The organism is Lapillicoccus jejuensis, assembly GCF_006715055.1.
Taxonomy (GTDB): domain Bacteria; phylum Actinomycetota; class Actinomycetes; order Actinomycetales; family Dermatophilaceae; genus Lapillicoccus; species Lapillicoccus jejuensis.
The window spans coordinates 3,495,562-3,518,779 of the sequence record NZ_VFMN01000001.1; the positions used below are offsets into that span (position 1 = coordinate 3,495,562).

General features: G+C 74.2%; 28 protein-coding genes. 1 reads left to right on the forward strand and 27 read right to left on the reverse strand.

The window, feature by feature from the left end:
* The 27 genes from FB458_RS16210 to FB458_RS16340 form a co-directional block, all read right to left on the reverse strand.
* Complete coding sequence (locus FB458_RS16210; RefSeq protein ID WP_141849413.1) at positions 1–765, reverse strand: flagellar biosynthetic protein FliR; 765 nt, start codon at positions 763–765, stop codon at positions 1–3.
* A gap of 16 nt (positions 766–781) precedes the next feature.
* Entirely contained in the window at positions 782–1,051 is a 270-nt protein-coding gene (gene fliQ / locus FB458_RS16215; protein ID WP_141849414.1) for a flagellar biosynthesis protein FliQ, read from the reverse strand.
* A gap of 7 nt (positions 1,052–1,058) precedes the next feature.
* A complete protein-coding gene (fliP, locus tag FB458_RS16220) occupies positions 1,059–2,036 on the reverse strand; it encodes a flagellar type III secretion system pore protein FliP (RefSeq protein ID WP_246061285.1) in 978 nt (325 codons plus the stop codon).
* Entirely contained in the window at positions 2,033–3,286 is a 1,254-nt protein-coding gene (locus FB458_RS16225; protein WP_141849415.1) for a flagellar biosynthetic protein FliO, read from the reverse strand. Before FB458_RS16225 ends, fliP begins: the two co-directional genes overlap by 4 nt.
* Before the next feature lie 10 nt (positions 3,287–3,296).
* Positions 3,297–4,103 (reverse strand): flagellar motor switch protein FliN, encoded by an 807-nt coding sequence (gene fliN / locus FB458_RS16230; protein ID WP_141849416.1) that lies wholly within the window; start codon positions 4,101–4,103, stop codon positions 3,297–3,299.
* Positions 4,100–4,975: a flagellar motor switch protein FliM gene (locus FB458_RS16235; RefSeq protein WP_211356069.1), complete on the reverse strand. Its 876-nt coding sequence runs from the start codon at positions 4,973–4,975 to the stop codon at positions 4,100–4,102. The genes fliN and FB458_RS16235 overlap by 4 nt, the downstream gene beginning before the upstream one ends.
* Positions 4,976–5,190: 215 nt before the next feature.
* Positions 5,191–5,658 (reverse strand): flagellar basal body-associated FliL family protein, encoded by a 468-nt coding sequence (locus FB458_RS16240; protein WP_141849418.1) that lies wholly within the window; start codon positions 5,656–5,658, stop codon positions 5,191–5,193.
* On the reverse strand, positions 5,655–6,587 hold the full coding sequence (locus tag FB458_RS16245) for an OmpA/MotB family protein (protein WP_141849419.1): 933 nt from the start codon (positions 6,585–6,587) through the stop codon (positions 5,655–5,657). The genes FB458_RS16240 and FB458_RS16245 overlap by 4 nt, the downstream gene beginning before the upstream one ends.
* Positions 6,587–7,351, reverse strand: a complete 765-nt coding sequence (locus FB458_RS16250) for a motility protein A (RefSeq protein ID WP_141849420.1) — start codon at positions 7,349–7,351, stop codon at positions 6,587–6,589. Before FB458_RS16250 ends, FB458_RS16245 begins: the two co-directional genes overlap by 1 nt.
* Positions 7,351–7,626: a flagellar FlbD family protein gene (locus FB458_RS16255; protein ID WP_141849421.1), complete on the reverse strand. Its 276-nt coding sequence runs from the start codon at positions 7,624–7,626 to the stop codon at positions 7,351–7,353. Before FB458_RS16255 ends, FB458_RS16250 begins: the two co-directional genes overlap by 1 nt.
* Positions 7,627–7,756: 130 nt before the next feature.
* Positions 7,757–8,611: a flagellar hook-basal body complex protein gene (locus FB458_RS16260; RefSeq protein ID WP_141849422.1), complete on the reverse strand. Its 855-nt coding sequence runs from the start codon at positions 8,609–8,611 to the stop codon at positions 7,757–7,759.
* Between the two features lie 46 nt (positions 8,612–8,657).
* A complete protein-coding gene (locus FB458_RS16265) occupies positions 8,658–9,164 on the reverse strand; it encodes a flagellar hook assembly protein FlgD (RefSeq protein ID WP_141849423.1) in 507 nt (168 codons plus the stop codon).
* Positions 9,165–9,174: 10 nt separating this feature from the next.
* The gene (locus tag FB458_RS16270) at positions 9,175–11,100 is read right to left on the reverse strand and encodes a flagellar hook-length control protein FliK (RefSeq protein ID WP_141849424.1); all 1,926 of its coding nucleotides are present in this window, start codon (positions 11,098–11,100) and stop codon (positions 9,175–9,177) included.
* Positions 11,097–12,152 (reverse strand): transglycosylase SLT domain-containing protein, encoded by a 1,056-nt coding sequence (locus tag FB458_RS16275; RefSeq protein WP_141849425.1) that lies wholly within the window; start codon positions 12,150–12,152, stop codon positions 11,097–11,099. Before FB458_RS16275 ends, FB458_RS16270 begins: the two co-directional genes overlap by 4 nt.
* Positions 12,149–12,610: a flagellar FliJ family protein gene (locus tag FB458_RS16280; RefSeq protein ID WP_170185708.1), complete on the reverse strand. Its 462-nt coding sequence runs from the start codon at positions 12,608–12,610 to the stop codon at positions 12,149–12,151. Before FB458_RS16280 ends, FB458_RS16275 begins: the two co-directional genes overlap by 4 nt.
* Positions 12,607–13,911, reverse strand: a complete 1,305-nt coding sequence (locus FB458_RS16285) for a FliI/YscN family ATPase (RefSeq protein ID WP_141849426.1) — start codon at positions 13,909–13,911, stop codon at positions 12,607–12,609. Before FB458_RS16285 ends, FB458_RS16280 begins: the two co-directional genes overlap by 4 nt.
* Positions 13,908–14,597 carry a FliH/SctL family protein gene (locus tag FB458_RS16290; RefSeq protein WP_141849427.1) on the reverse strand — a complete coding sequence of 230 codons (690 nt, stop codon included), beginning with the start codon at positions 14,595–14,597 and terminating at the stop codon, positions 13,908–13,910. The genes FB458_RS16285 and FB458_RS16290 overlap by 4 nt, the downstream gene beginning before the upstream one ends.
* Positions 14,581–15,600: a flagellar motor switch protein FliG gene (gene fliG / locus FB458_RS16295; protein WP_141849428.1), complete on the reverse strand. Its 1,020-nt coding sequence runs from the start codon at positions 15,598–15,600 to the stop codon at positions 14,581–14,583. Before fliG ends, FB458_RS16290 begins: the two co-directional genes overlap by 17 nt.
* Entirely contained in the window at positions 15,597–17,222 is a 1,626-nt protein-coding gene (gene fliF / locus FB458_RS16300) for a flagellar basal-body MS-ring/collar protein FliF (protein WP_141849429.1), read from the reverse strand. Before fliF ends, fliG begins: the two co-directional genes overlap by 4 nt.
* Positions 17,219–17,557, reverse strand: a complete 339-nt coding sequence (gene fliE, locus FB458_RS16305) for a flagellar hook-basal body complex protein FliE (protein ID WP_141849430.1) — start codon at positions 17,555–17,557, stop codon at positions 17,219–17,221. Before fliE ends, fliF begins: the two co-directional genes overlap by 4 nt.
* On the reverse strand, positions 17,554–17,949 hold the full coding sequence (locus FB458_RS16310; RefSeq protein ID WP_141849431.1) for a flagellar basal body rod protein FlgC: 396 nt from the start codon (positions 17,947–17,949) through the stop codon (positions 17,554–17,556). Before FB458_RS16310 ends, fliE begins: the two co-directional genes overlap by 4 nt.
* A complete protein-coding gene (gene flgB, locus FB458_RS16315; RefSeq protein WP_141849432.1) occupies positions 17,949–18,314 on the reverse strand; it encodes a flagellar basal body rod protein FlgB in 366 nt (121 codons plus the stop codon). The genes FB458_RS16310 and flgB overlap by 1 nt, the downstream gene beginning before the upstream one ends.
* Before the next feature lie 155 nt (positions 18,315–18,469).
* The gene (locus FB458_RS16320; protein ID WP_141849433.1) at positions 18,470–18,772 is read right to left on the reverse strand and encodes a hypothetical protein; all 303 of its coding nucleotides are present in this window, start codon (positions 18,770–18,772) and stop codon (positions 18,470–18,472) included.
* The gene (gene fliS, locus FB458_RS16325) at positions 18,769–19,173 is read right to left on the reverse strand and encodes a flagellar export chaperone FliS (protein WP_141849434.1); all 405 of its coding nucleotides are present in this window, start codon (positions 19,171–19,173) and stop codon (positions 18,769–18,771) included. Before fliS ends, FB458_RS16320 begins: the two co-directional genes overlap by 4 nt.
* A 46-nt stretch (positions 19,174–19,219) precedes the next feature.
* Positions 19,220–20,551 carry a flagellar filament capping protein FliD gene (gene fliD, locus FB458_RS16330; RefSeq protein ID WP_141849435.1) on the reverse strand — a complete coding sequence of 444 codons (1,332 nt, stop codon included), beginning with the start codon at positions 20,549–20,551 and terminating at the stop codon, positions 19,220–19,222.
* Between the two features lie 123 nt (positions 20,552–20,674).
* Positions 20,675–21,469, reverse strand: coding sequence for a flagellin N-terminal helical domain-containing protein (locus tag FB458_RS16335; protein WP_141849436.1), 795 nt, complete (start codon positions 21,467–21,469; stop codon positions 20,675–20,677).
* 129 nt (positions 21,470–21,598) lie between these two features.
* Positions 21,599–22,501 (reverse strand): sigma-70 family RNA polymerase sigma factor, encoded by a 903-nt coding sequence (locus FB458_RS16340; RefSeq protein WP_141849437.1) that lies wholly within the window; start codon positions 22,499–22,501, stop codon positions 21,599–21,601.
* 236 nt (positions 22,502–22,737) lie between these two features.
* Between FB458_RS16340 and flgN the strand changes: the two genes are divergently transcribed.
* Positions 22,738–23,217 carry a flagellar export chaperone FlgN gene (gene flgN, locus FB458_RS16345; RefSeq protein WP_141849438.1) on the forward strand — a complete coding sequence of 160 codons (480 nt, stop codon included), beginning with the start codon at positions 22,738–22,740 and terminating at the stop codon, positions 23,215–23,217.
* Position 23,218: the final 1 nt, after the last annotated feature.

A 23,218-nucleotide genomic window follows, 5' to 3' on the forward strand; every position in this document is an offset into this window, starting at 1 on the left:
TCAGCCCGCCCCGACGACCGCGGCCATGGCCTGGGTGGCGAGCCCGCCGAGCCGGGAGACGACGCCCGGCAGGACGGGGAAGGACATCCCGAGGATGAGCAGGACGAGGCCGATCTTGGCCGGGAACATGACGTTCATCGCGTTGAGCTGGGGCGCGACCTTGGTCATCAGAGCGAGGCCGAGGTCGGCGAGGACGAGGACCGCGACCATCGGCAGCGCGATCTGGACCGCCGAGAGGAACATCAGCGTGGCGCCGGTGGTGAGGACGTTCGCGCTGTGGGGCATGGCGGGCATCTGCCCGACGGGGAGCACCCGGAAGGTCTCGAGCAGCCCGCCGATGACGAGCAGGTGCGTCTTGGTCGTGAACAGCAGCGCGGTGGCGAGGAACTGGTGGAAGGTGCCGAAGACCGAGTTCTGGTTGACCGACATGGGGTCGAAGGCCTGGGCGAGCGAGAACCCGCCGAAGACGTCGACCAGGCTGCCGGCGGCGGAGACGGCGGCGAAGACGAGGTAGGTGACGAAGCCGAGCATCCCGCCGACGAGCACCTGCTCACCGGCGACGACGGCCAGCCCGACCGCGTCGGTCGGCACCGCCACCTTGCTGGCCGGCGCGACGGCGACGGCGAGGCCGACGGCGAGGACGACCTTGGCCGTGCCGGGCAGGGCCTTGCTGGAGAAGGGCGGGACGACGAGCAGCCACGCCAGGATGCGGGCCGAGGCCAGCAGGTACCCGACGAGGGCGTCCCCCGCGATCGCGATGGTCATCGGTGCTCCGCCGGGCTCAGCCCAGCATCCCCGGGATCTTGGCGTAGAGCTCCTGCGTGAAGGTGATCATCGTGTGCAGCATCCAGTTGCCGCAGACGAGCAGCGCGACGCCGACCCCGATGACCTTGGGCACGAAGGAGAGGGTGACCTCCTGGATCTGCGTCATCGACTGGAAGACCGAGATCGCGAACCCGATGACGAGGGCGGTCGCGAGGATCGGCGCGGACAGCTTGAGCGCGACCTGCATGGTCATGGTCGCGATGTCGATGATCGAGGCGTCGGTCACGGCGGCCCTACTGGTAGCTCGCGACGAGGGAGGTGATGACCAGACCCCAGCCGTTGACGAGGACGAACAGCAGCAGCTTGAACGGCAGCGACACCATCGCCGGCGGCATCATCATCATGCCGAGCGCCATGAGCGCCCCGCTGACGACGATGTCGATGACCAGGAACGGCACGAAGATCACGAAGCCGATGACGAACGCCTGCTTGAGCTCGGTGAGGACGAAGGCCGGCACGAGCGTCGTGAAGTCGACGTCGGCCTTGTTCTTCGGCATCGGGCGCTTGGCGACGTTGGTCAGCAGCAGCAGCTCGTCGTCGTCGGTGTGCTTGATCATGAAGTCGTGCAGCGGCTTGCCGCCGTCGCTGAGCGCCTGCGACGTCGTCTTGCTGCCGTTGAGGTAGGGCTGCAGGCCGCTGTCGTTCATCTGGCTGAGGACCGGCCCCATGATGAACAGGCTGAGGAAGAGCGCGAGCCCGACGAGCACCTGGTTCGGCGGCGTCTGCTGCAGCCCGAGCGCGTTCCGGGTGAGTCCGAGGACGACGAGGATCTTGGTGAAGCTCGTGCAGGTCAGCAGCAGCGCCGGCAGCACCGAGAGCAGGGTGACGGCGAGGATCGCCGTGACCGAGGTGCTCGGCTTGTCGGTGAGCCCGCCCAGCTGGACGTCGACGGTGTTCGGGTTGGTCGCGCCCTGCGGCCCGGCCGGCCCCTGAGGACCGGCGGCGGGGTTCGCCGCCGACCCGGGGGTCACGGCGGGGGTGACCGCGGGGGTGACGGCGGGGGCGATCGGGGTGGCCGAGGGGGCCGCGCCGCTCGTGGCGCCGGTCCCGCTCGTCCCGCCCGTGGTCGTCGTGGTGCCGGGCGCGACGGTGCTCGTCGTCACGGGGGTCGGCGTGTCGGCAGCGGCGCTGCCCGCCGTGGCCGGCAGGGACAGCAGGGTCGCCGCGAGGGCGAGACCGAGGACGGCACCGGCCCGTCGAGCGGCCCTCACCGGGCCCGTCCGGTCACGGCGTGCGCGGCGTCCCGCCAGGTCTGCGGGGCCAGCAGCGACCCGGCCAGCGCGGAGTGCAGCTCGCGCTCGAACGCGGCGTCGGGGCCCGTACGGCGTCCCGGGGTGGCGCCCGCGGTGGCGGTCACCGGCCGACCGGGCCAGCCGGTGGACGACCGGGCCGCGAGGGCGGGACGGGCCGCGGGGACCGGCCGGGCCGGGCGGGTGGGCCGGGGGGAGCGGGCGACGGGCTCGGCGGCCGTACGGCGCCCCCGCCCGCGCCGACGGGCGCGGCGCAGCTCGCGCTCCTGGTACTCGCGCAGGGCGCGGGCCTCGGCCCGGGTGCGCGGCACGAGGACCGGGTCGGCGGGCGACGCGGTGCTCGGCGTGGTCGAGGGGGTCGGGGTGGCGACCGCGGGGGTCGCCGCGCGCTGGGCGGCGCGGGCGCGGGCGGTCGCGAGCACGGCGGCCGCGGCGGCGGCCGCGTCGCGGGTCGGCGCCGGGGCGGGCCCCGCGGCGGACCCCGTGGCGGGGCCGACGGCGAGCGCGGCGGCGAGGGCGGCCGGCAGCTCCGGGTGGTGCGCGGTCGTCGGGGCCGGCGCCGGAACAGCTGCGGGGGTGGCGGGGGAGCGCAGGTCGAGCACGTCGGGGCGGCCGAGCTCGGTGAGCGCGAGCAGCGCGACGGCGTCCTGCGGGGTCGCGGTCGGCGTCGCGACGGGGGCGGCCACGGGGGCGGCCACGGGGGCGGCCACAGGGACGGCCACGGGAGCGGCCACCGGAGCGCCGACGGGGGTGCTCGCCGGGGCGGGCAGGCCGAGGCCGGCGAGGTCGTCGTACCCCTCGAGGTCCTCGAGGTCGTCGTACCCCTCGAGGCCGTCGAGGCCGTCGACCTCGTCGTCCTGCCGGGGCGCGCGGCGGCGCGACCAGGGCATGGTCGGCAGCCCGCCGAGGCCCGGGAGGGCGAGGGGGGCCACGGTGTCGGTGGCGGGGGCGTCGAGCTCGACGGCCTCCTGCTCGGTCAGCTCCGCCAGCAGGGTGACCTGCTGCTCGGTGGTGCCGAGCACGAGGGTGCGTCCGCCGACCACGACGACGGCGACGCCGCTGGAGCGCCCGAGGGCCTGGCGGTGGACGACGCGGAGCGCGGCGCCGCGACGGCGCCCGCCCATCCGGCGCCCGGCGAGCCGGGAGAGGACGACCAGCAGACCGACGACGACGGCCAGCGAGAAGACCAGCCGGATGACGAGCTCGACCATGACCGCCGCCTCAGCCCGCGGTGCCGTCGAGGATCTCGGTGACCCGCAGCCCGAAGTCCTCGTCGACGACGACGACCTCGCCGCGGGCGATGAGGCGCCCGTTGACCAGCAGGTCGGCGGGGCTACCGGCGGCCCGGTCCAGCTCGAGCACGTCACCGGGGGCCAGCGCGAGCAGCTCGCGGACGGTCATCCGGGTGCGGCCGAGCTCGACGGTGAGCTCCATGTCGACGCCGTGCAGCATCTCCAGCCCGCGGTTGACGCCGCCGGGCAGGCCACCGGCGCCGGGCCGGGGCTGGAAGGTGGCGTCGGGGGTGAAGGGCGAGGAGGTGGCGCCGTCCGAGCCGGGGGTGCGGGCCAGCAGGTAGGCGCTGACGACGACGGCCGCGCCGACCCCGTCCGCGCCCTCGAGCGGGACGACGACGAGCGGGCCGTCGATGACGGAGGGCAGCTGGGCCGTGTCGACGGCGTCGGCGCGCTCGGCGGCCAGTCCCAGCGAGGCCGCGGCGGCGTCGAGGGCGGGCTGGGCCGCGGCGCCGAGGTCGAGGCCGGGGGCCCCGGCCGCGAGGGCGGAGACGAGGTCGGAGCGCACGAGCACGGCCAGGCCGCCGGGGCGGCCGGTGACCATGGCCACGGCGGCGCCCGGCAGGACGGCGGTGAGGCCGGCGAGCGCGCTGCCGTCCTGGGGGGTGCCGGCGGTGAGCGGCGAGGGCGTCGGCAGCACCTGCGCGGCGGCCACGGCCGGGCCGAGGGCGCGTCGGAACAGGTCGTCGGCCGCCTCGGTGCTGGTGGCGAACGGGTCGGTGGTCGTGACGGTCATCGGTTCTCCTCGGAGGTGCCCACGATGAGGGCGGCGAGTCGGGGGCCGCGGCTGCCCGCGGTGGCGTGCGCGAAGGCTGCGCCGTCGGCGCAGACGTCGAGGGGGGCGGCGGCCGGGTGGGCCAGCCGGATGACGTCGCCGACCGCGAGACCGACGAAGGTCTCGGGGGCGACGCGGGTGGGCCGCAGCCGGACGGCGACCTCGACGGGCACGTCGTGGAAGGTGCGCGACATGAGGTCGGCCGAGCGGGCCCGCTGGGAGCGCTCGCGCTCGGAGAGCGGGGCGGGGGCGACGGCGCGGGCCAGGTGGGGGACCAGGCCGCTGAACGGCATGGTCAGCGTCACCCGGTGCGAGGTGTCGTCCAGGTGCAGGTCGAAGGTGGCCACGAGCATCGTGTCGGAGGCTCCGGCGACCTGCGCGAACTGCGGGCTGTCCTCGGTGCCGACGATGACGGGGTCCTCGGTGAGGATGCCGTCGAGGCAGTAGCGCAGCTCGCCGAGCAGGCGCCCGACGAAGGCGCCGGTGACGCCGGCCTCGATGTCGGTGAGGGGCCGCTGGGGCTGGTCACCCGACCCGGGCCCGCCGAGGAGGTGGTCGACGCACGACATCGCCGCCCCGATGGGCAGGTCGAGCATGCACCGGCCGGGGATCGGCTCGGCCGTGAACATCGTCAGGTAGGTCAGCGGGTCGAGCGAGGCGATGTACTCGGCGTAGCTGCGCTGGTCGACCGAGACGAGGGTCACGGAGCACACCGAGCGCAGCGCGGAGGTGAAGAGCGTCGTCGACTGGCGGGCCAGCTCGTCGAAGCCGAGCTGGAGCAGCCGGGACTGCTCGCGCGAGAGCTGGATCGGACGACGGAAGTCGTACGGCACGGCCCGCTCGACGGGGCGCAGACCCGTCGCATCGGGTCGTCGCCGCGACGCGGTACCGCCGGCAGGGGAGGGTGTCACGTGTCCAGGGATCGTCCCCCGTCACGCGGACCTGAGAGGTTTGCCGGCGACGCCGTACGGGCGTGCGTGAAGACCGCGGGCGATACGCCTGCGGCACCCGGTCGGCGCCCGGGGGTCGTGGCCCCCGGGCGCCCTCGTCACTGGGTGACGAACTGGGTGAAGTAGAGAGCCATCACCTTCTTCTCGTACAGCTCGCGGATCTTCTCCAGCAGCTGCGCCTTCAGCTTGGCGCGCGACGTCGGGTCGTCGACCTGGGCGATGGGCTTGCCGCTGAACGTCGAGATGACCGCGTCCTGGGCCTTGCTGCCGTCGACCTCGGCCTCGGCGGTCTTGGTCATCTGGAGGGCGACCGAGATGCGCAGGTAGTGCTCGCCGGAGAGGTTGATCTGGATCGCGTCGAGGGCGACGACGGCCCCGGGCTCGTCCTTGGGAGCCGCGGCGGGGGCGCCGCTGGAGCGGCCGAGGAAGAAGTAGCCGCCGCCGGCGACGAGCAGCACCGCCACGGCGATGATGATGATCAGCTTCTTCTTCCCGCCGCCCGCGGCGGCCTCCTCGTCGGCCTTGGCGCCCTTGGCGCCCTTCTTGTCGATGGTCGAGACGCTCATCCCGCGCTCCCTCCGGCGGTGGTGTGGGTGGTGGTGGTCCTGGTGGCCGGCGTGGGGTTGCCGGCCGTGCCGAGCGAGGCCGCCCCGATGAGCGAGGCGCTCTCCTGGGGCAGGGTCGTCTCGACGACGATGTCGACGCGCTTGTTGACGTCCTGCGAGCCGGCCTGCGACGGCGGCTCGAGCGGGCGGGTGTGGCCGAACGCGCTGGCCGTCATCCGCTCGTTGGGGATGCCGAACCGCTCGTTGAGCACGCGCAGCACGTAGACGGCGCGGGCGGCGGACAGCTCCCAGTCGGTGGGGAAGTAGCGGGGGGCCACGGCCACCTGGTTGGTGTGGCCCTCGACCGCGAGCGAGTTCGGCAGCGAGGACAGGACCGGGGCGAGGGTGTCGAGGACCTCCATCCCGCGGGGGGTGAGGGTCGCGACGTCGTTCTCGAAGACGATGTGCCGCGAGACGAGGCTGATCGTCAGCCCGCGCGGGCCCACCGTGGCCTGGACGTCGTCCTGGAGGTTGTGCGCCTTGAGCGCGGCGGCCACCTTGGCCCAGGTCGCGTCGAGGTTCGCCTTCTCGGCGTCCGCGGTGGCCTGGTTGCGCTGGGCGGCCAGCTGCTGGGTCTTGGCGACGGTGTCCTGGACGATCTTCTGGTCACCCGGCGGCAGGTCCTGCACGGCCTGGTTCGGCGCGATGGGGGCCGCCACCGACGTCCCCGGCTCCTCGAGGATCGAGCTCGAGCCGTCGAGCACGCTCGTCGACTGGCCGAACCCGGCCGCGAGGCCGGACTTGAGGGCGTTGAACTTCTTCTGGTCGACCGTGCTCATGGCGAACATGACGATGAAGAGCACCATGAGCAGGGTGACCATGTCGGCGTAGGTCACGAGCCACCGTTCGTGGTTCTCGTGCTCCTCGTGCTCGGCGTGGCGGCGCGACATCAGGCCGCCTCCGCCTGCTCACCGGGGCCGAGCAGCGCGCGCAGCTTCTGCGCGACGGCCCGCGGGTTCGACCCGGCCTGGATGGCGCTGATGCCTTCGATGGTCAGCTCCATGCGCTCGGCCTCGAGCTGGCCGAGCCGCTTGAGCCGGTTGCCCAGGGGCAGGAAGATGACGTTGGCGGACATGACGCCCCACAGGGTGGCGATGAACGCGCCGGCGATGAGGTGGCCGAGCTTGTCCGGGGTGGAGAGGTTCTCCAGCACGTGGACCAGGCCCATGACCGTGCCGATGATGCCGATCGTCGGGGCGTAGGCGCCCATGTCGGCGAAGAACTTGGCGGCCTGCTTGTCGGCCTGCTGCTTCGAGTACACCTGCGACTCGAGGATGTCGCGCAGCTCCTCCGGGTCGGTGCCGTCGATGGCCATCGTGATCCCGGCCTTGAGGAACTCGTCGTCGATGCTGCCGACCTGGTCCTGCAGGGCCAGCAGGCCCTCCTTGCGGGCCCGCTCGGCGAGGCCGACCATGACGGGGACGAGGTCGCCCGCCGGCTTGACCTTGCCGGTGAAGGCGCGCGCCAGCGAGGAGCCGGCGGTCTTGGCGTCGGCGAGCGTGCCGCCCGCGATCGCCACCAGGGGGGTGGTGACGAAGATGAGGACGAGGGCCGGCGGCACGATGAGGGCCGCGGGGTTGCCGCCCTCCATGACGTTGACGCCGATGATCGCGCCGAAGGCGACGACGATCCCGATGATGGTCGCCGGGTCCATCAGCGCTCCCCGGGGTGCGTCGAGACCGCGGTGAGGCGGCGGCCCGTGGGCACGCTCGCCGTCTCGGTGTCGGAGTCGGCCAGGCGGGCGCTGAGCGAGAGGATGCCCCCGTGGTGGCGGCGGACGGCCTCGACGATCTCCTCGGCGGACTCCACGACGACGTACTTCTTGCCGTCGACGAGGGTCACCACCGTGTCCGGCGTGCTGTCGATGCGCTCGATGAGGTCGGAGTTGAGCACGAACTGGGAGCCCGTCAACCGGGTCAGGCTGATCATCGGCGCACCTTCCTAGTGCTGGAACGACGAAGGCCGTCCGTGGCCTCCACCTGGTCGATCGGCCGGGACGGCCGGGATCTGAGTGGTTGCCACGGACGACCTGTCGTCGGGCGGACCGTGCGGACCGGGGTCAGCGCTTGATGTTGACCAGGTCGTCGAGGATCTGGTCGGAGGTCGTGATGACCTTCGAGCTGGCCTCGAACCCGCGCTGGGCGATGATGAGGTTGGTGAACTCGGCCGCGAGGTCGACGTTCGACATCTCGACCTCGCCGGCCGCCATCTTGCCCATCCCGCCGATGCCGGCGGTGCCGAGCGTCGGCGTGCCCGAGTTCGCGGTGGCGCGGAACGAGGTGTCGCTGGCGCGCTCGAGACCCATCGGGTTGACGAAGTTCGCCATCGCCACCCGGCACAGGCTGCGGGTCTGCCCGTCGGAGAACGTGCCGCTCAGCGTCCCGTCCGGACCGAAGGCGTACGACGTCATGCTCACGCCCGCGGGGACGGCCGGCTGGGCGTTCGCGGTGCTCAGCGTGACGTCGATGAGGCCGCCGGTCGGGTTGCCGGTGGCGTCCAGCGCGTAGCCCTGCACCCGCTGCCCGGCCGGGTTGACCAGGGTGCCGGTGTTGTCGAAGTTGAACGAGCCGGCCCGGGTGTAGAGGTCCTCGGTGCCCTTGCGGGTGACGAACATGCCGTCGCCCATGATGATGAGGTCGGTGCCGCGGCCGGTGGTCTGGGCCGAGCCCTGGGTGAAGTTGCCGTTGGTCGCGGCCAGCTGGACGCCGAGGCCGATCTGGACGGCGTTGGTGCCGCCGCTGGCGGTGGAGGCCGACGACCCGGCGGTGAGCATCTGGCTCAGCGTGTCCTGGAAGACGAAGCCGCTCGACTTGAAGCCGACCGTGCTGGCGTTGGCGATGTTGTTGCCGGTGACGTCGAGGGCGGTCTGGTTGACGCGCAGGCCGCTGATGCCGGCGAACAGGGAGCGAAGCATGTCAGGAGGGTCCTTTTCGTGGGGAGAGTGCGTGGGGAGGGGGAGCTCAGGCGGGGGTGGAGCCGGACGTCGCACCGGCGGTGGAGCCCGCGGTCGGGGCCGCGGCGGCCGCCGTCGGCGTGACCGAGGTGACCTCGCTCATCGGGACGGTCTTGTCGCCGATCGTCAGGGTCGGGCCGTCGCTGGTGAACTGGACACCACCGACGACACCGGTCCCGGTGACGCCCTGGGGGTCGGTCCAGGCGACCGTGCGGCCGATGAGGCTGCTGGCACCGAAGGCGACCGACGCCGTGAGCAGCGACTTGGTCTGGTCGGCGACGGCCTGCATCTTCTCCAGCGAGGTGAACTGGGCCGACTGGGCCATGAGCTGGCTGGAGTCGGTCGGGTTGCTCGGGTCCTGGTAGCGCAGCTGCGCGACGAGGAGCTGGAGGAAGGTGTCCTTGTCTCCCATCCCCCCGGACGTGCCGGTGGTCGGGGTCGACGCGTCACCGGTGCTCCCGACGGGGGAGCCGAAGATGCCGGTGGTGCTGGGGACCACGGCGTTGACGGTCATGGGCGTCCTTCTACAGGGTCAGGTCCAGGCCCTGGAGGACCGGGACGGCGGGACGGGGGCGAGGTCGTACGACGTCGCCCGACGTCCTGGTGGTGCCGTCCGTGGCGGGGTGACCACTGCCCGTCCGTGGGCCGTGGTGGTCGGTGGTGTCCTGGCGCGGCGCGGAGCCGGCGCGGCTGTCCGGGTGATCGGCAGCCGCGGTCCAGGACTGAGCCGTCTGGTCCTGGCGCTGCTGCGGCGAGCCCGACGAGGTGCCCTGCGGGTCGCGCACGTCGAGGACGACGGAGCGGGCCCCACCCTGCTCGAGCAGGCGCTGCAGGTCGGCGGAGGAGTCGAGCAGCGCCGCGCGGGCCTGCTCGCCGGCGGCCAGGCGCACGGTCAGCTCGCCGCGGCGCATGGTCAGGACGACCCGGACGTCGCCGAGCGCGCGCGGGTTGAGCTGGAGCACGACGCGCTGGACGCCGTCGCCGGAGGGGACGAGGCGGGCCACCTCGGGGAGCACCTGCGCGCGGACCGCCTGGCGGGCCGCGTCGACGTCCGCCGCCACGGGAGAGCCGGTCGCCACCGGCGCTGCCGTCGGGTTCACGAGGCCGGCCGGGGCGGGCGTCGGGTCGGTCACCGGCGTCGTGGCCGTGGTGGCCGTGGTGGCGTCGCCGGTGGCCGGGGACGTCGAGGCGCGGTCGGGCTCCGGGTCGGTGGAGCCGGGGGTGGCGGTGCCGGTCGGGCCGGTGCCCGCGGTGAGCACCGACGCGACGGCGGCGTCGGCGCCGTGGGTCCGGCCGGGGGCCGGGTGACCGGGGGTCGCCGGGACGGCGCCCGGAGTGGCGTCGGTCACCGGGGTGGACGGACCGGCCGGGGCGGACGAGGGGTCCGCCGGCGTCGTCGCGGCGGGGGACGTGCCGGTGGGCCGGCTCGGCGTCGCAGTCGCGGGGGCCGCGGTGGCCGCGGTGCCGGGCGAGGTGCCGGGCGTGGTGCCGGGCGTGGTGCCGGGCGTGGTGCCGGGCGTGGCGGTGGGCGTCGTGGCCGACGCGGCAGCCGTGACCGGAGCGGGCGCCGGGGCCGCCGTGGTCGACGGGGTCGACGGCGCGGTGGGGGCCGGCGCGGCGGAGGGGCCGGCAGGCTGCGCGGTCCGGTCGGCGCGCACCGGCACGGGCGCGGTCCGGGCGGGGGTGGCCGGCGCCGGGGAGGCGTCCGCAGCGCCCGGGGCGGCGGCAGGACCGCCGGCCGGTCCGGCGGTCGGCACCGGGCGAGCCCCGGCCGGGGTGGCGGTGCCGGCGGAGGGGGCGACCCCCGAGCCCGGGACGACGGGTCCGGCGGTCGCGCCGGGAGCGCCGGGGACGGGACCCGCGGCGCGGAAGGCGGCCGGGACCGAGGACGGGGGGGCCGCGTCGGCGGTCGGACTCGCCGGTGTGCCGCTCGCCGGGGTGGCCTGCGCGGCGACCGGGACGGCGAGGCCGGCGACCGCCACGGCCAGGGACGTCGGCAGGAGGGTGGGCGGGACGACGGGCGTCGCGACGGGGGTCGTGGCGGGGGTCGCGGCCGGGTCCACGGGGGTGGGCGTGCCGTCTGCGGCCGGGTCGGGGGTCGTGGGCGCGCTCGCGTCGGTCGGGCCGGCCGGGTCGTCGCCCGCCGTCCGGCCCCGCACCAGGTCACGGGCCCGGGGGTCGAGGGTGGGGCGCGGGTCGGGTACCCGGCGACCGGCCGGGCGACCGGTCGGGGCGGCGCCGCCGTCGCGGGGGTCGCGGGGGTCGCGGCGGGCCGGGCCGGCGGAGTCGTCGAGGCGCTGCCGGACGAGCTCGCCGAACGAGGGGCCGTCGTCGGCGCGCGCGCCCCCGGAGGGCCGGCCGGACGGCCGGGAGCCTCCGGCGGCCTCGAGGGCGGCGACCGGGTCGGTGCTGGTGGGGCGGCCGGCGTAGCCGGGCAGGGGCGCGGTCATGCGGCACTCCCGAGGTCGGCGAGGATGCGGTGGACGTACTGCTGGGTCTCGGCGTAGGGGGGCACGCCGCCGTACCGGGCCACGGCGCCCGGACCGGCGTTGTACGCGGCGAGGGCCAGGTCGGTGCGTCCGCCGAACCGGTCGAGCAGGCCGCGCAGCATCCGCGCGGCACCGTCGACGGCCTGCGCGGGGTCCATGGGGTCGCTCACGCCGAGGCCGCGGGCGGTGGTCGGCATGAGCTGCATGAGCCCGCGGGCCCCGACGGGGCTGACGGCGGAGGGGTCGAAGCCGGACTCCTGCTTGGCGACCGCCTCGAGCAGGGCGGGGCTGACGCCGTACGTGCGTCCGGCGGCGGCGAACAGGGGCCGGTACGTCGTCGCGCCGGCGGCGGCGATCCCGGTGACCGCCCCCGCACCGGTCGGGAGGGCGCCGGTGCCGGCGGGCAGGACCCGGCGGATGTCCGTCGGGGCCGGGGTGACCGGCGCGATCCGCACCGACAGGCCGGGCCGCGGGGCCTCGAGCATCTTGCCGTCGCCGACGTAGATGCCGATGTGGTGCGCGGGGGAGCCGAAGGTCAGCAGGTCACCGGGCTTCGCCTGGGCGAGCCCGCCGGCGACGTGGGTGCCCTCCCGGGCCTGGTCGGCCGCGACGCGCGGGAGCGTGACGCCGAGGTCGTGGAAGACCCGCTGGACGAGCCCGGAGCAGTCGAGACCGGTCTTCGGGTCGGTGCCGCCCCACACGTAGGGCACGCCGAGGTAGCGACGGGCGTCCGCGACGACGGAATCGCCGGTCGGGCCCACGGAGCCGGCGGACGAGGTCGTCCCGGCGTCGGCCGCCCCGGAGGCGCGCCCGGTGGTGCCGGCCGAGGCGTCGACGGACACCGCGGTCGACGAGGAGTCGGCGCCGGCGTCGGCCAGCGCGGCGGCGCCGAGCGCCTGGCCGAACGCGGCGCCGCCGGCCGCCGTCGCGGCGGCGGTCGGGGTCACCGTGGACAGACCCGACAGCTGCCCCTGGATCTGGGCCATGCGGGCGGTGACGTCGTCGAGGCTCATGACAGCTGCTCCTGGATCCGGGCCTGCGTGGCCCCGCGCAGCCACAGCCGGCCGGCGACCTCGTCGGTCTCGCCGTCCTCGCGGTGCCGACGCTCCTCGCGCTCGCGCTCGACCCGCCGCTCCTGGAGCAGCGAGATGGCCTCGAGGCGGGTGCGGTCGAGCTGCCATCGGCCGCGGGCGGCGGCGGCGACCGCGCCGGCGCCCTCGAGCCGCCGCGCGGAGGCGATGGCCGCCTCGCCCAGGGCGAGCAGACCGCGGCGCTCGGCGAGGAAGTCGGCGGTCGGCTGCGCCCCCCGGGGGGCGCCGGCGCCGGAGAGGCGCCCCTCGAGGCCGTCGAGGACGTCCTGCTCGGCGCGGCGGCGCGCGTCGGCGTCGAGCAGCCCGAGGAGGCTGTCGCGCTCGCGCAGCGACCGCACGCGGGCGACGGCGGCCAGACCGCGGTCGGACCGGGTGCTCACGACGCCGCCAGGTCGTGCAGACGGGCCCAGGTCGCGGCGACGGAGTCGGCCTCGTCCATGGGCTGGCGCAGGAAGCCGTTGAGCTGCGGCAGCAGCGCGAGGGCGGTGTCGGCGTCGGCGTCCGCGCCGGCGACGTAGGCGCCGATCTCGACCAGCTCGCGGACCTCGCGGTGGGCCGCCAGCAGCTGGCGCACGCGCTGGGCGTCGGCGCGCTGCTGCGGCGTCGTCACGGCGCCGGCCACGCGGGAGACCGACTCGAGGACGTCGACGGCGGGGTAGTGGCCGGAGGTGGCGAGCCGCCGCGAGAGGACGACGTGCCCGTCGAGGATGGAGCGGGCGGTGTCGCCGACCGGGTCCTGCAGGTCGTCGCCCTCGACGAGGACGGTGTAGAGGCCGGTGATGCTGCCGTGGACGTTGGTGCCGGCGCGCTCGAGCAGCCCCGGCAGCAGCGCGAAGACGCTCGGCGGGTAGCCGCGGGTGGCCGGGGGCTCGCCCGCGGCGAGGCCGATCTCGCGCTGCGCCATCGCCACGCGGGTGAGGCTGTCCATCATCAGCACGACGTCCTTGCCGGTGTCGCGGAACCACTCGGCGATGCGGGTGGCGACGAACGCCGCCCGTAGCCGCTCCACCGGAGGCGCGTCCGAGGTCGCGACGACGACGACCGAGCGGGCGAGGCCCTGCGGGCCGAGGTCCTGCTCGATGAACTCGCGGACCTCGCGCCCGCGCTCGCCCACCAGGGCGATGACGCTGATCTGGGCGTCGGTGTGCCGCGCGACCATCGACAGGAGGCTCGACTTGCCGACGCCCGAGCCGGCCATGATGCCGACGCGCTGGCCGCGACCCACCGGGGTCAGGGCGTCCAGGGCGCGCACGCCGAGACCCACCTGGGTGTCGATGCGCGGGCGGGAGAGGGCGTCCGGGGCGGGGTGGTCGACGGTGACGAGGTCGAGCGCGTCGAGCGACGGGCCGCCGTCGACCGGGCGGCCGAGGCCGTCGAGGACGCGACCGCGCAGGGCGTCGCCGACGCGGATCCGCAGGGGGCCGCCGGCGGCGTGCACCGCGGCGCCGGCGCGCAGACCCGTCGTGGAGCCGAGGGGCAGGCAGATGAGCCCCTGCGGCGTGCTGGCGACGACCTCGGCGAGGACGGTCGGGGTGGCGTCGACCTCGAGGAGGTCGCCGACGGCGGCCTCGAGGCCGCGCACGCCGAGCTGCAGCCCGCGCAGCTCGGTCACGCGACCGGACGGCCGCGGTCGGACGGCCGCGAAGGCGCGGTCGGCGAGGGTGGCGGTGAGGACGGTCATCGCAGGACCTCCCGCAGCCGGCCCAGGGCGGCGTCGGCGTCGAAGCGCACCAGCGCGTCGTCGAGCTCGGCGACCGCGCCGGAGCGGGGGAGCGTCGGGTCGCCGACGACGGTGACGCCGGGCAGGTCGTCGGCGCTCAGGGTCGCCGCGACGTCGGGGTGCAGCCGCAGCCGCGCCGTCCCGCGCCCGTCGCCCCTGACGAGCCCCGCGGCCCGCCGTACGACGTCCTCGGTGGTCTCGGTGCGCAGGGCGTGCCCGACGAGCTCCTCGGTGAGGGCGAGGGCGAGCTCGCTGGCCTGCTCGTGGACGGCGGCGGTGGCGCCGGCGGTGGCCCGCTCGAGCCGGGCGGCGGCCTCGTGCAGGGCGGCGAGGGCCGCCGCGTGCTCGAGGCGGCGCTGCTCCTCGGCGTGGGCCAGCTGGGCCGCGGCGACGGCGCGGACGCGCTCGGCGTCCTCCGCCGCGGCCCGGCGGCCCTGCGACCAGCCGATCGAGAAGCCCTGCGAGCGGGCGGCGTCGCGGGTGCGCTCGGCGAGGCCGTCGAGGACGGACTCGGTGGTGGCGTCGCCGCGCACCTCGTCGTCCCCGAGCCGGGTCCACAGGCTGGTGCGCAGGTCCGGTGTGCGCAGCCGCTCGGCGCTGGCCCCCCGCACGAGGGTGGCCGGGCGGGTCTCAGGTGATGAAGTCATCGTCGCTCCCTCGGCGGATGAGCAGCTGGCCCTGGGCCTCGAGCTCGCGGATGACCCGGATGACGGCCTGCTGGGCCTCCTCGACCTGGGTGAGGCGCACGGCGCCCAGCAGCTCGACCTCGTCGAGCAGGTCCATCGCGGCCCGCTCCGAGAGGTTCTTGGTGATCTTGTCGCGCACCGCGTCGCTGACGCCCTTGAGCGCCATGGCGAGGTTGCCCGCCTCGACCTGGCGCAGCACGAGCTGCACCGAGCGGTCCTCGAGCGTGACGACGTCCTCGAACATGAACATCCGGCTGCGCACCTGCTCGGCCAGGTGGGCGTCCAGGGACTCGAGGCCCTCGACGATCTGGCGCTCGGTCGAGCGGTCGGCGCGGTTGATGATCGTCACGAGCGGGTCCAGGCCGCCGACGCGGGACAGCTCGGTCGGCTGCAGGACGGCGGAGAGCTTGCGCTCGAGGATCGACTCGACCATCCGGACCGTCTCCGGGGTCGTGCGGTCCATGACCGCGATCCGGTGCGCCACCTGGGCCTGGCGGTCCGGGGGCAGGCCGGAGAGCAGGGTCGCCGCGCGGTCGGGCGACAGGTGGGCGATGACGAGGGCGACGACCTGCGGGTGCTCGTCGACGATGAACGACAGGAGCTGGGCCGGCTCGATGGCGGCGACGAGCGCGAACGGCTTGCGGGCCGAGGCGTGCTTGAGCCGCTCGGTGATCTCGGCGGCCCGCTCCTCGCCGAAGGACTCGCGCAGCAGCTGCTGGGCGACGTCGATGCCGCCCTGGGCGACGTGGGCGCGAGCCGTCATGAGGTCGCGGAACTCGGACATGACTGCGGTGCTCTCACCGGAGTCGATGACCTGCAGCCGGGCGATCTCCGCGGAGATGGCTTCGACCTCGGCCTCGCCGAGGTGGCTGAGGATGCCGGCGGCCTTCTCCTTGCCGAGCTGGACGAGCAGGACGGCGGCCTTGTGCACGCCGCTGCTCAGCACGGGGGCGAGGGCGTTCACGAGGGACGCTCCACGAGCCAGCCGCGCAGGAGCGAGGCGACGTCCTCGGGCTGGCCTTCGACGAGCGACTCGAGCTCACGCCGCAGCGCCTCGTCCTCGTCGACGCCCCGGTCCCGGGCGGGGGCGGCGTCGGCGAGGTCGCGCGCCATGGCGGCCCGCAGGGCGGCCTCCTCGCGCAGCTGGCCGACGACGTACTCGGTGGCCTCCTCGCGGGCCTTGGCGCGCTTGCGGGCGCGCAGCCAGCCGACGAGGAGCAGGACCGCGAGCAGGAGCACCGGCAAGCCGGTCTTGACGTAGCCCATGAGCTGGGCCTGCTGGTCGGCGGCGGTCTGGGCGGCGAGCTCGGCCGCGGCGGCCTTCTCGGAGCTGCGGTCGAAGGGCAGCTGGGCCAGGCTCATCGTGTCGCCGCGCTTGGTGTCGTAGCCGACGGCCGAGGCGATCGACTGCTGCAGCGCGTTGACGTCGACGGAGCCGACCTTCCTCTGGTCCAGGACGATCCCGACGTGCAGCGACTTGACGGTGCCCGGGGCGACGACGGTGTTGGTCACCGTCGTGTCGAGCGCCTGGTCGGAGGTCGCGGACTTCTTGGAGTAGGTCGACTGGCCGCTCGAGGTGCCCGTCGTGCCGACCGAGCCGGTCTGCAGCTGGCCGTCGGGGCCGACGATGCCGGCGCCGGAGGAGCCGGCCCCGGTGCCGCCGGCGCCCTTGTAGTCCTCGCTCGTCGTCGTCTGCGAGGTCGAGAGCCCGTTCGGGTCGGCCTTCTTGTACGTCGTCGAGGACGAGGTCGCCTGGTCGTAGTTGAGGTCGGCGCTCACCTGGACGGTCCCGTTGCCCGGGCCGACGACGCGGTCGAGGATCGCCTGGATCCGCTGCGTCTGCGCGGCCTCGAAGGCGGTCGTCTGCTTGTCGCGGGTCGCGGCGGCCAGCCCGCCGGCGCCGGCGTCGGTGGGGGAGGAGAGCAGGTGGCCCGCCTGGTCCGCCACGGTGACCTTGGCCGGGTCGAGACCGTCGATGCTCGAGGCGACGAGGTGCACGACGGCCTGGACCTGCGTGTCGTCGAGGGTGACGCCGGGCTTGACGTCGAGCAGCACCGACGCGGTGGTCGGGTCCTGGGTGTCGGAGAAGACCTGCTTGCTCGGCAGGGCCAGGTGCACGACGGCGGCGCTGACGCCGTCCATCGCGCCGAGCGTCTTGGACAGCTCGCCCTCCATGGCCCGCTTGTAGGTGACCTGCTGCTGGAAGTCGGAGGTCGACAGGCTCTGGTTGTCCAGGAGCGAGTAGCCGCCGTCGGCGCCCGACGGCAGGCCGTCGCCGCTGAGGGCGATGCGGTCCTTGTAGACCTCGTCCTGCGGGACGAGGATCGTGCCGCCACCCCCGCTGATCTGGTACTTCGTGCCCTGGGCGTCGAGCTTGGCGACGACCGCCGAGGCGTCCTTGGGGGACATGTTCGTGAAGAGCGGGGCGTACTGCGGGGCCGAGACCCAGCCGTAGAGGAGCACGGCGCCGAAGAGCAGGGCCGCGGTCCCGAGGATCGCGGTGACCTTCTGACCCGGCGTGAAGGCGCGGAAGACGTCGGCGTACCGCCGCACGGCCCGCTGCACGGAGTCCTTGAGGGCGGTCATCCGACCGGCATCCGCATGATCTCGTTGAACGCCTCGAGGGCCTTGTTGCGCATGGCGACGGTCAGCTGCGTCGTCACCGAGGCCTCGGTCGCGGCGATCGTGTACTGGTGGATCGCGGTGAGGTCACCGGTGGCGGCCTGGACGGCCAGCTTGTCGCTCGTGCCCTGCACCTGCTGGAGGTGGTCGATGCCGTCGACGAGCATCTGGCCGAAGCCCGAGCCGGAGGGCGCGGACACCCCACCGGCACCGGACGTCGTGGGGTCGGCGACCGTCGGGGCCACCACGGGCGGGACGTACGGCGTGAAGCCGACACCGCCGATCGGGGAGATGCTCATGCGCCGCGTCCGATCTGCAGGGCGGAGGAGTAGGTCTCCTGCGCGTTCTTGGTCACCTGCACGGAGGCCTGGAAGCCCCGCTGCGCGATGACGAGCTGGGTCATCTGGCTGGCCATGTCCATGTCGGGCAGGCGCACGTTGCCGTTCGCGTCGGCCAGCGGGCTGTCGGGCATGTTGACCAGGCGCCCCTGCGCCGAGCTGACGGCGATGCCGGAGACGCCGACGCCGCCGTTGGCGAGCGAGGTCGCCTCGACCATCTTGGCCTGGTACGCCGACTGCGACGTGCGCCGGACGGTGTTGGCGTTGGCGATGTTGTCGGCCAGCGCGTCGAGCCAGGTCTGGTGCACGCCGAGGCCGGTGCCGGCGATGCGGAGCATGTCGAAGGCGCTCATCACGCACCGCTCACGGCGTCGTGGACCAGGGCGAACCGGTCGCTGATCGCGCGGGTCAGCGTCTGGTACTGGTACTGGCTCTGCGCGGCGGCCATCGTCTCGGTGCGCAGGTCGACGTTGTTGCCGTCCGCCCCCACCGGGGTGTCGGTCGGGACGACCTGCGGTGCGGCCGTGAACCGGCCGTCGGCCGCGCTGCCGTCGGCGACGGCGGCCGAGAGTGCGGACTGGAAGTCGACGTGCGTGGCCCGGAAGTGGGGGGTGTCGACGTTCGCGATGTTGTCCGCGATGGCGTTCTGGTTCATGGTCACGCCGTCCAGGGCGGCGGACAGGATCCGCCCGACGGCGTCGGAGACGACCAGGGACACGACAGCACTCCTGCGGAAGAAGGGGTGGGGTGCCGGTCCGTCGGCGGGAGGAACGAGCAGTCCGTGCTCGGGGGGTGGATCGGTCGGGGGTCGGCCGGTCTGAGGGAAAAGCTGGAGGAACCGGGCGTACGTCGAGCCGTACGGGACGCGGTGGGTCAGCCGACGACGTCGACGTACACGGGCACCGGGGGAGTGGCCGTCGCGGCCCGCAGCCGGCGGGCGGCCTCGTGCTCCCGCCCCGCCTGCCGGCGGGCCGTGCCGGTGTCGGCGAGGGCCGCACGCAGGGACGCGCCCTGCTCGACCTGGCGGTCGAGCAGGGCGCGGGCCCGCGGCGCCAGGGCCGCGGGAAGGGGCCCGAGGTGCGTCGGCGGCTGCCATCCGCCGGACGCACGTCGGGGGTCGAGGGGGTCGAGCGTCAGCTCGTGCTCGAGGTCGTCGAGGACCTCGTCCCAGGTCACGCCGTCGCCGCCAGGGCGAGCGGGGAGGCGCCGGCGAGGACCGCGGCGGCGTCGTGCCAGGTGCGGGCGATGCCGGTGACGAGGCCGTGGGCCTCGGCGACGAGCGCCGGGTCCTTGGCGACGTTGGCGCGCATGAGCAGGGTGTTGACGTAGCGGTAGAGCGCGGCGAGCTGCTCGCCGGCCGGCATCGCCTCGGGGCGCAGGCTGGTCTCGAGCTCGGAGACGATCGCCTGGGCGTGCACGAGGTGCCGGTGGGTGGCGGGCAGGTCGGAGGACTCGAGGGCGAAGGCCGCGCGCTCGACGTCGAGGACCATCCGGTCGCAGAGCATGAGCAGCAGGGCCTGCGGGCTCGCGGTGCTCACCGAGGCCGAGACGTAGGCCTGGAGGGGGTTCACGGGCATCGGAGCACCTTCCGTGACTGCTGGGAGGGGGAGTGGGTGGGGAGGCTCACTTGGACGACGAGGAGGTGCCGTTGAGCGAGTTGAGCTGGCTGGTCAGCCAGGACGACTGGCTGTTGAGCTTGCTCAGCGCGGTCTCCAGCGCCGTGTACGTCGTCGTCAGCGTCTGCTGCTTGAGCTGGAGGCGCACGTCCCAGTCGGCGATGCCGGCCTGGGTGCGGCGGATCTCGGAGTTGCGGCTGGTCACCGACGCGGTCAGGGAGCCGGAGACGCTGTTGCTCGCGGCGTCGGCGACCGTCTGGATCCGTGCGGCGAAGCCGGTCGGCCCGCCGAGCGCCTTGGCCACCGAGCCCGGGTCGCCCTGGTAGGCCTTGTCGAAGGCGGCCGGGTCGAAGGTCAGCCGGCCGTAGCGGTCGGTCTGGATGCCGACCGAGGCCAACGTGGTGCCGTCGGTGGGGAAGACGCTGCGGAAGAGCGCGGTCTGCAGCGAGCCGACCGCACCGTCGTCGCCCAGGGGGCCCTGGGTCTTGCTCGCCGCGTTGTAGGCGGTGCCGGCGTCGGCCTGGTCGAGGATCGCGTTGAGGTTGTCGACGAGCGACTTGGCCTGGGCGCGGGCCGCGGTGGGGTCGTTGGTCACCGCGACGTGGGCGTCCTGGCCGACCGCCGCGGCGCTGACCGTGATGCTCAGCCCCGAGACGGCGGAGAAGGTGTTGGTCGGCGAGGACAGGGTGTCGCTGCCGACGACGATCTGGGCGTCCTGGCCGGCGGTCGTCGTCGCGGTGCCGAGACCGTCGACCCCGGTGAGCGACAGCGCCTGGGCGCCGGTCGTGCTCGACTGGATGAGCAGCCGCTGGGTGCCGTCGGCCTGGGTGATCGTCGTCGCGGTGACGCCGTACCCGCCGTTGTTGATGGCGGCGGCGATCGAGCCGATCGTGCCGTCGCCGGTGGTGAGGGTGCTGGTGGTCCCGCCGACGGTCAGCTGGGCGGGGACGCCCGTCGTGACGACGACGTCGGAGGAGCGGACCGTGGTGCCGAACGAGACACGGGCGGCGCTCGCGACCTGCTGGACGTGCAGGTCGAGGCTCGCGCCGCCCGTGCCCGTGGCACTGACCGCGACACCGGCCAGGGACGAGGTCACCTGGGTGGGGGCCCAGCTCGCAGCCGTGGCAGCCGCCTTCGCCTGGATCGCGAACGACGCGACCTTGGCGTTGAGCGACTGCAGGGACGTGAGCGCCGTCTGCTCGGACGACAGCTGGGCCTTCAGTCGGTTCTGGGGAATGGCCTCCAGCTGCATGAGCTGGCTGATGATGGACGCGGTGTCCAGGCCACTGGCCAGCCCACTGATGCTGCTGGTGCTTCCCGTGCTGCTGATAGTGCTCATCACTGTCTCCAATCAGCCGTCAGCCGCGGTGCGGGCGGGTGACGGGGGCTCGACGTCCTCGGTGGGGGAGGGCCGGCTCACCGGGTGGTGGGCCGGCCCTCCTCACGCGTGGCCTGCGAGGTCTCAGCCGAGCAGCTTGAGGACGCCCTGCGAGACCTGGTTCGCCTGGGCGAGCATCGAGGTGCCGGCCTGGGACAGGATGTTGCTGCGGGTGAAGTTGACCATCTCGGCCGCCATGTCGGTGTCGGTGAGCTGGGACTTCGACGCGGTCAGGTTGGTGATCGCGACGTTGGTGCTGTTGATGCGGTGCTGGAACAGGTTCTGCGTGGCACCGATCTCGGCGCGCTGGGCGGAGATGGTGTCGATCGCGGCCTTGACGTCGGTGCTGGCGGTCGTCGAGGTGATGTCGAGCGCGGAGACGTCGACCTGCGCGAGGGCGGTCGTCGAGATCGACAGCGTGTCGGTCGAGCCCGAGCCGACCTGGAACGACAGCGCGTTGCCCGTGAAGAGCTGGACGCCGTTGAAGTTCGCGGCCGTGGTGGTGGTCCCGATCTCCGTCTGGAGCTTGGTGAACTCGGCGGTCAGGGCGGCCTGGGAGGTCGCGTCCTGCGTGCCGTTGTTGTACTGCACGGACAGGTCCGACATGCGCTGGAGCATGGACTGGACCTCGGTCAGGGCGCCGTCCGCGGTCTGCGCGACCGAGATGCCGTCCTGGGCGTTGCGGACGCCGACCTGCAGGCCGCCGATCTGCTGCTGCAGACCCTGGGAGATCGCGAGGCCGGCGGCGTCGTCGGCGGCCTTGTTGATCCGGAAGCCGCTCGACAGCTTCTCGAGCGAACCCGAGAGGGAGTTCTGCGTGGTCGAGAGGTTGCGGTACGCGTTGAGGGCGTCGATGTTGGAGTTGATGCGGAGAGACATGGGGAGGGGTTCCTTCCTGGATGGGGTGGTGCGAAGCCCGTCCGTGGGCTTCACCGACTCAGATCGGCCGGGGGTGGTCGGATCCGAGGAGTTCTGTGGAGTTTTTTCTGCGGGTTCCTCGCGGTGGCGTCAGGCCGTCGCGTCGAGGTCGGAGCCGGCGAGGCGCCGGACCCCGAGGGCGTGCCGGGTGGCGACGGCGGCGTAGTACGCCTCGCGACGCCGGGCGACGCAGCCCTGGGGGCGGGCGGGCGCCTGCTCGAGCTCGGGGTCGAGCTCGCGGTGCAGGACGCCGCGCAGGAGGACGAGGGCCTCGGCGCGCATCTGCGAGATGCGCGACTCGGTGACGCCCAGCTCGAGGGCGAGCTCGGCCATCGGCCGCTCCTCGACGAAGTAGCCGGTGACGACCGCGCGCAGGCGCTCGGGCAGCTCGGCGACGGCCTCCATGAGGTAGGTGAGCAGCTCCTCGTGCTCGACGACCTCGGCGGGGTTCGGGGTGCGGGCGGGGCCGACGCGGCCCTCGATGTCCTCCGTGCCCTCGATGGACAGGACGCTGGCGCGGGCGACGTCGTCCTGGTTGCGCACGACGTCCTCGACCGCGACGCCGAGCGCGGCGGCGACCTCGGCGGTGGTGGGCACGCGCCCGAGGGCCGGCGCCAGGCGGGCGCGGGTCTCGTCGAGGTCGCGGGCGGTGCGGCGCACGGCGCGGGAGGCCCAGTCGACGCGGCGCAGCTCGTCGAGCACGGCGCCGCGGATGCGGGTGGCGGCGTAGGCCGCGAACGGCACCCCGCGCTGGGCGTCGAAGGCCTGGGCGGCCTGGACGAGGGCGAGCATCCCGGCCGACGTGAGGTCGTCGCGCTGGACGTGCTGGGGCAGGCGGCTCATCGTCTCGCGGACGATGTGACCGACCAGGGGGAGGTGGTCGGTGACGAGCTGGTCACGGGTGGGGGCAGCGCCGGTGACGTCCGTGCGGTGGGCCTGGAGGACGTGGGGGTGGCCTGCCGTAGCGAGGAGGGGGAGGGTCGCAGCGGGCATGTCCCATACGGTGCAGGACGAACTAATCGGACAGAAAGGGTATTCGTCCCATCAGGTCCCTTTTGGGTTCTTTGCGGACTGTTCACCAGGTGCCTGTCCCCCGAACGGACGATCCGCCGGGCCGCGAATCCGTCCTCACCATTCGCTCAGACCCCGCGGCCCCGGGCCGATGACCGGAGCAACCACGTGACACCACCTGATCACGTAGCTGATCACGTAGCGGAAAGGGGTCCACCGTGGAGAAGCTGTCACAGGTCCTGTGGCGCGAGCGCGAGCTCCTGGACACGTTGCTCTACCACCTCGAGGTGGAGCGACTCGTCCTCGGCGCCGGCCGGACGCCGTGGCTGGCCCGCGCCAGCGACGACGTCGAGCGCGACCTGCTGCGCCTGCGCGAGACCGAGATCCTGCGCTCCGTCGTGGCCGAGGAGGCCGCGGCCGAGCTGGGCATGCCCCCCAGCCCGAGCCTGCGCGCGCTCGCCGACTCGGTCGAGGAGCCCTGGCACTCGATCCTCGTCGACCACCGCGACGCCTTCGTCGCGCTCAGCCGCGAGATCTCGCTCGTCGCCGACGACAACCGCACCCTGCTCTCCTCGGGCCTGCGCTGGGCCCGCGAGGCGCTGCTCGCCGTCGACGAGGAGACGGTCCAGGGCTACGGCCGCGACGGCACCCTCGTCGCCGCCCCCAGCGCCAGCCGCCTCGTGGACCGGAGCCTGTGAG

Bases quoted from the DNA above. Each gene is read 5' to 3' on its own strand.
- FB458_RS16210 (WP_141849413.1), bottom strand. From the start codon at position 765: ATGACCATCGCGATCGCGGGGGACGCCCTCGTCGGGTACCTGCTGGCC.
- FB458_RS16225 (WP_141849415.1), bottom strand. From the start codon at position 3,286: ATGGTCGAGCTCGTCATCCGGCTGGTCTTCTCGCTGGCCGTCGTCGTC.
- fliN (WP_141849416.1), bottom strand. From the start codon at position 4,103: ATGACCGTCACGACCACCGACCCGTTCGCCACCAGCACCGAGGCGGCC.
- FB458_RS16240 (WP_141849418.1), bottom strand. From the start codon at position 5,658: ATGAGCGTCTCGACCATCGACAAGAAGGGCGCCAAGGGCGCCAAGGCC.
- FB458_RS16245 (WP_141849419.1), bottom strand. From the start codon at position 6,587: ATGTCGCGCCGCCACGCCGAGCACGAGGAGCACGAGAACCACGAACGG.
- FB458_RS16250 (WP_141849420.1), bottom strand. From the start codon at position 7,351: ATGGACCCGGCGACCATCATCGGGATCGTCGTCGCCTTCGGCGCGATC.
- FB458_RS16255 (WP_141849421.1), bottom strand. From the start codon at position 7,626: ATGATCAGCCTGACCCGGTTGACGGGCTCCCAGTTCGTGCTCAACTCC.
- FB458_RS16260 (WP_141849422.1), bottom strand. From the start codon at position 8,611: ATGCTTCGCTCCCTGTTCGCCGGCATCAGCGGCCTGCGCGTCAACCAG.
- FB458_RS16265 (WP_141849423.1), bottom strand. From the start codon at position 9,164: ATGACCGTCAACGCCGTGGTCCCCAGCACCACCGGCATCTTCGGCTCC.
- FB458_RS16270 (WP_141849424.1), bottom strand. From the start codon at position 11,100: ATGACCGCGCCCCTGCCCGGCTACGCCGGCCGCCCCACCAGCACCGAC.
- FB458_RS16275 (WP_141849425.1), bottom strand. From the start codon at position 12,152: ATGAGCCTCGACGACGTCACCGCCCGCATGGCCCAGATCCAGGGGCAG.
- FB458_RS16285 (WP_141849426.1), bottom strand. From the start codon at position 13,911: ATGACCGTCCTCACCGCCACCCTCGCCGACCGCGCCTTCGCGGCCGTC.
- FB458_RS16290 (WP_141849427.1), bottom strand. From the start codon at position 14,597: ATGACTTCATCACCTGAGACCCGCCCGGCCACCCTCGTGCGGGGGGCC.
- fliF (WP_141849429.1), bottom strand. From the start codon at position 17,222: ATGACCGCCCTCAAGGACTCCGTGCAGCGGGCCGTGCGGCGGTACGCC.
- fliE (WP_141849430.1), bottom strand. From the start codon at position 17,557: ATGAGCATCTCCCCGATCGGCGGTGTCGGCTTCACGCCGTACGTCCCG.
- FB458_RS16310 (WP_141849431.1), bottom strand. From the start codon at position 17,949: ATGAGCGCCTTCGACATGCTCCGCATCGCCGGCACCGGCCTCGGCGTG.
- fliS (WP_141849434.1), bottom strand. From the start codon at position 19,173: ATGCCCGTGAACCCCCTCCAGGCCTACGTCTCGGCCTCGGTGAGCACC.
- fliD (WP_141849435.1), bottom strand. From the start codon at position 20,551: ATGAGCACTATCAGCAGCACGGGAAGCACCAGCAGCATCAGTGGGCTG.
- FB458_RS16335 (WP_141849436.1), bottom strand. From the start codon at position 21,469: ATGTCTCTCCGCATCAACTCCAACATCGACGCCCTCAACGCGTACCGC.
- FB458_RS16340 (WP_141849437.1), bottom strand. From the start codon at position 22,501: ATGCCCGCTGCGACCCTCCCCCTCCTCGCTACGGCAGGCCACCCCCAC.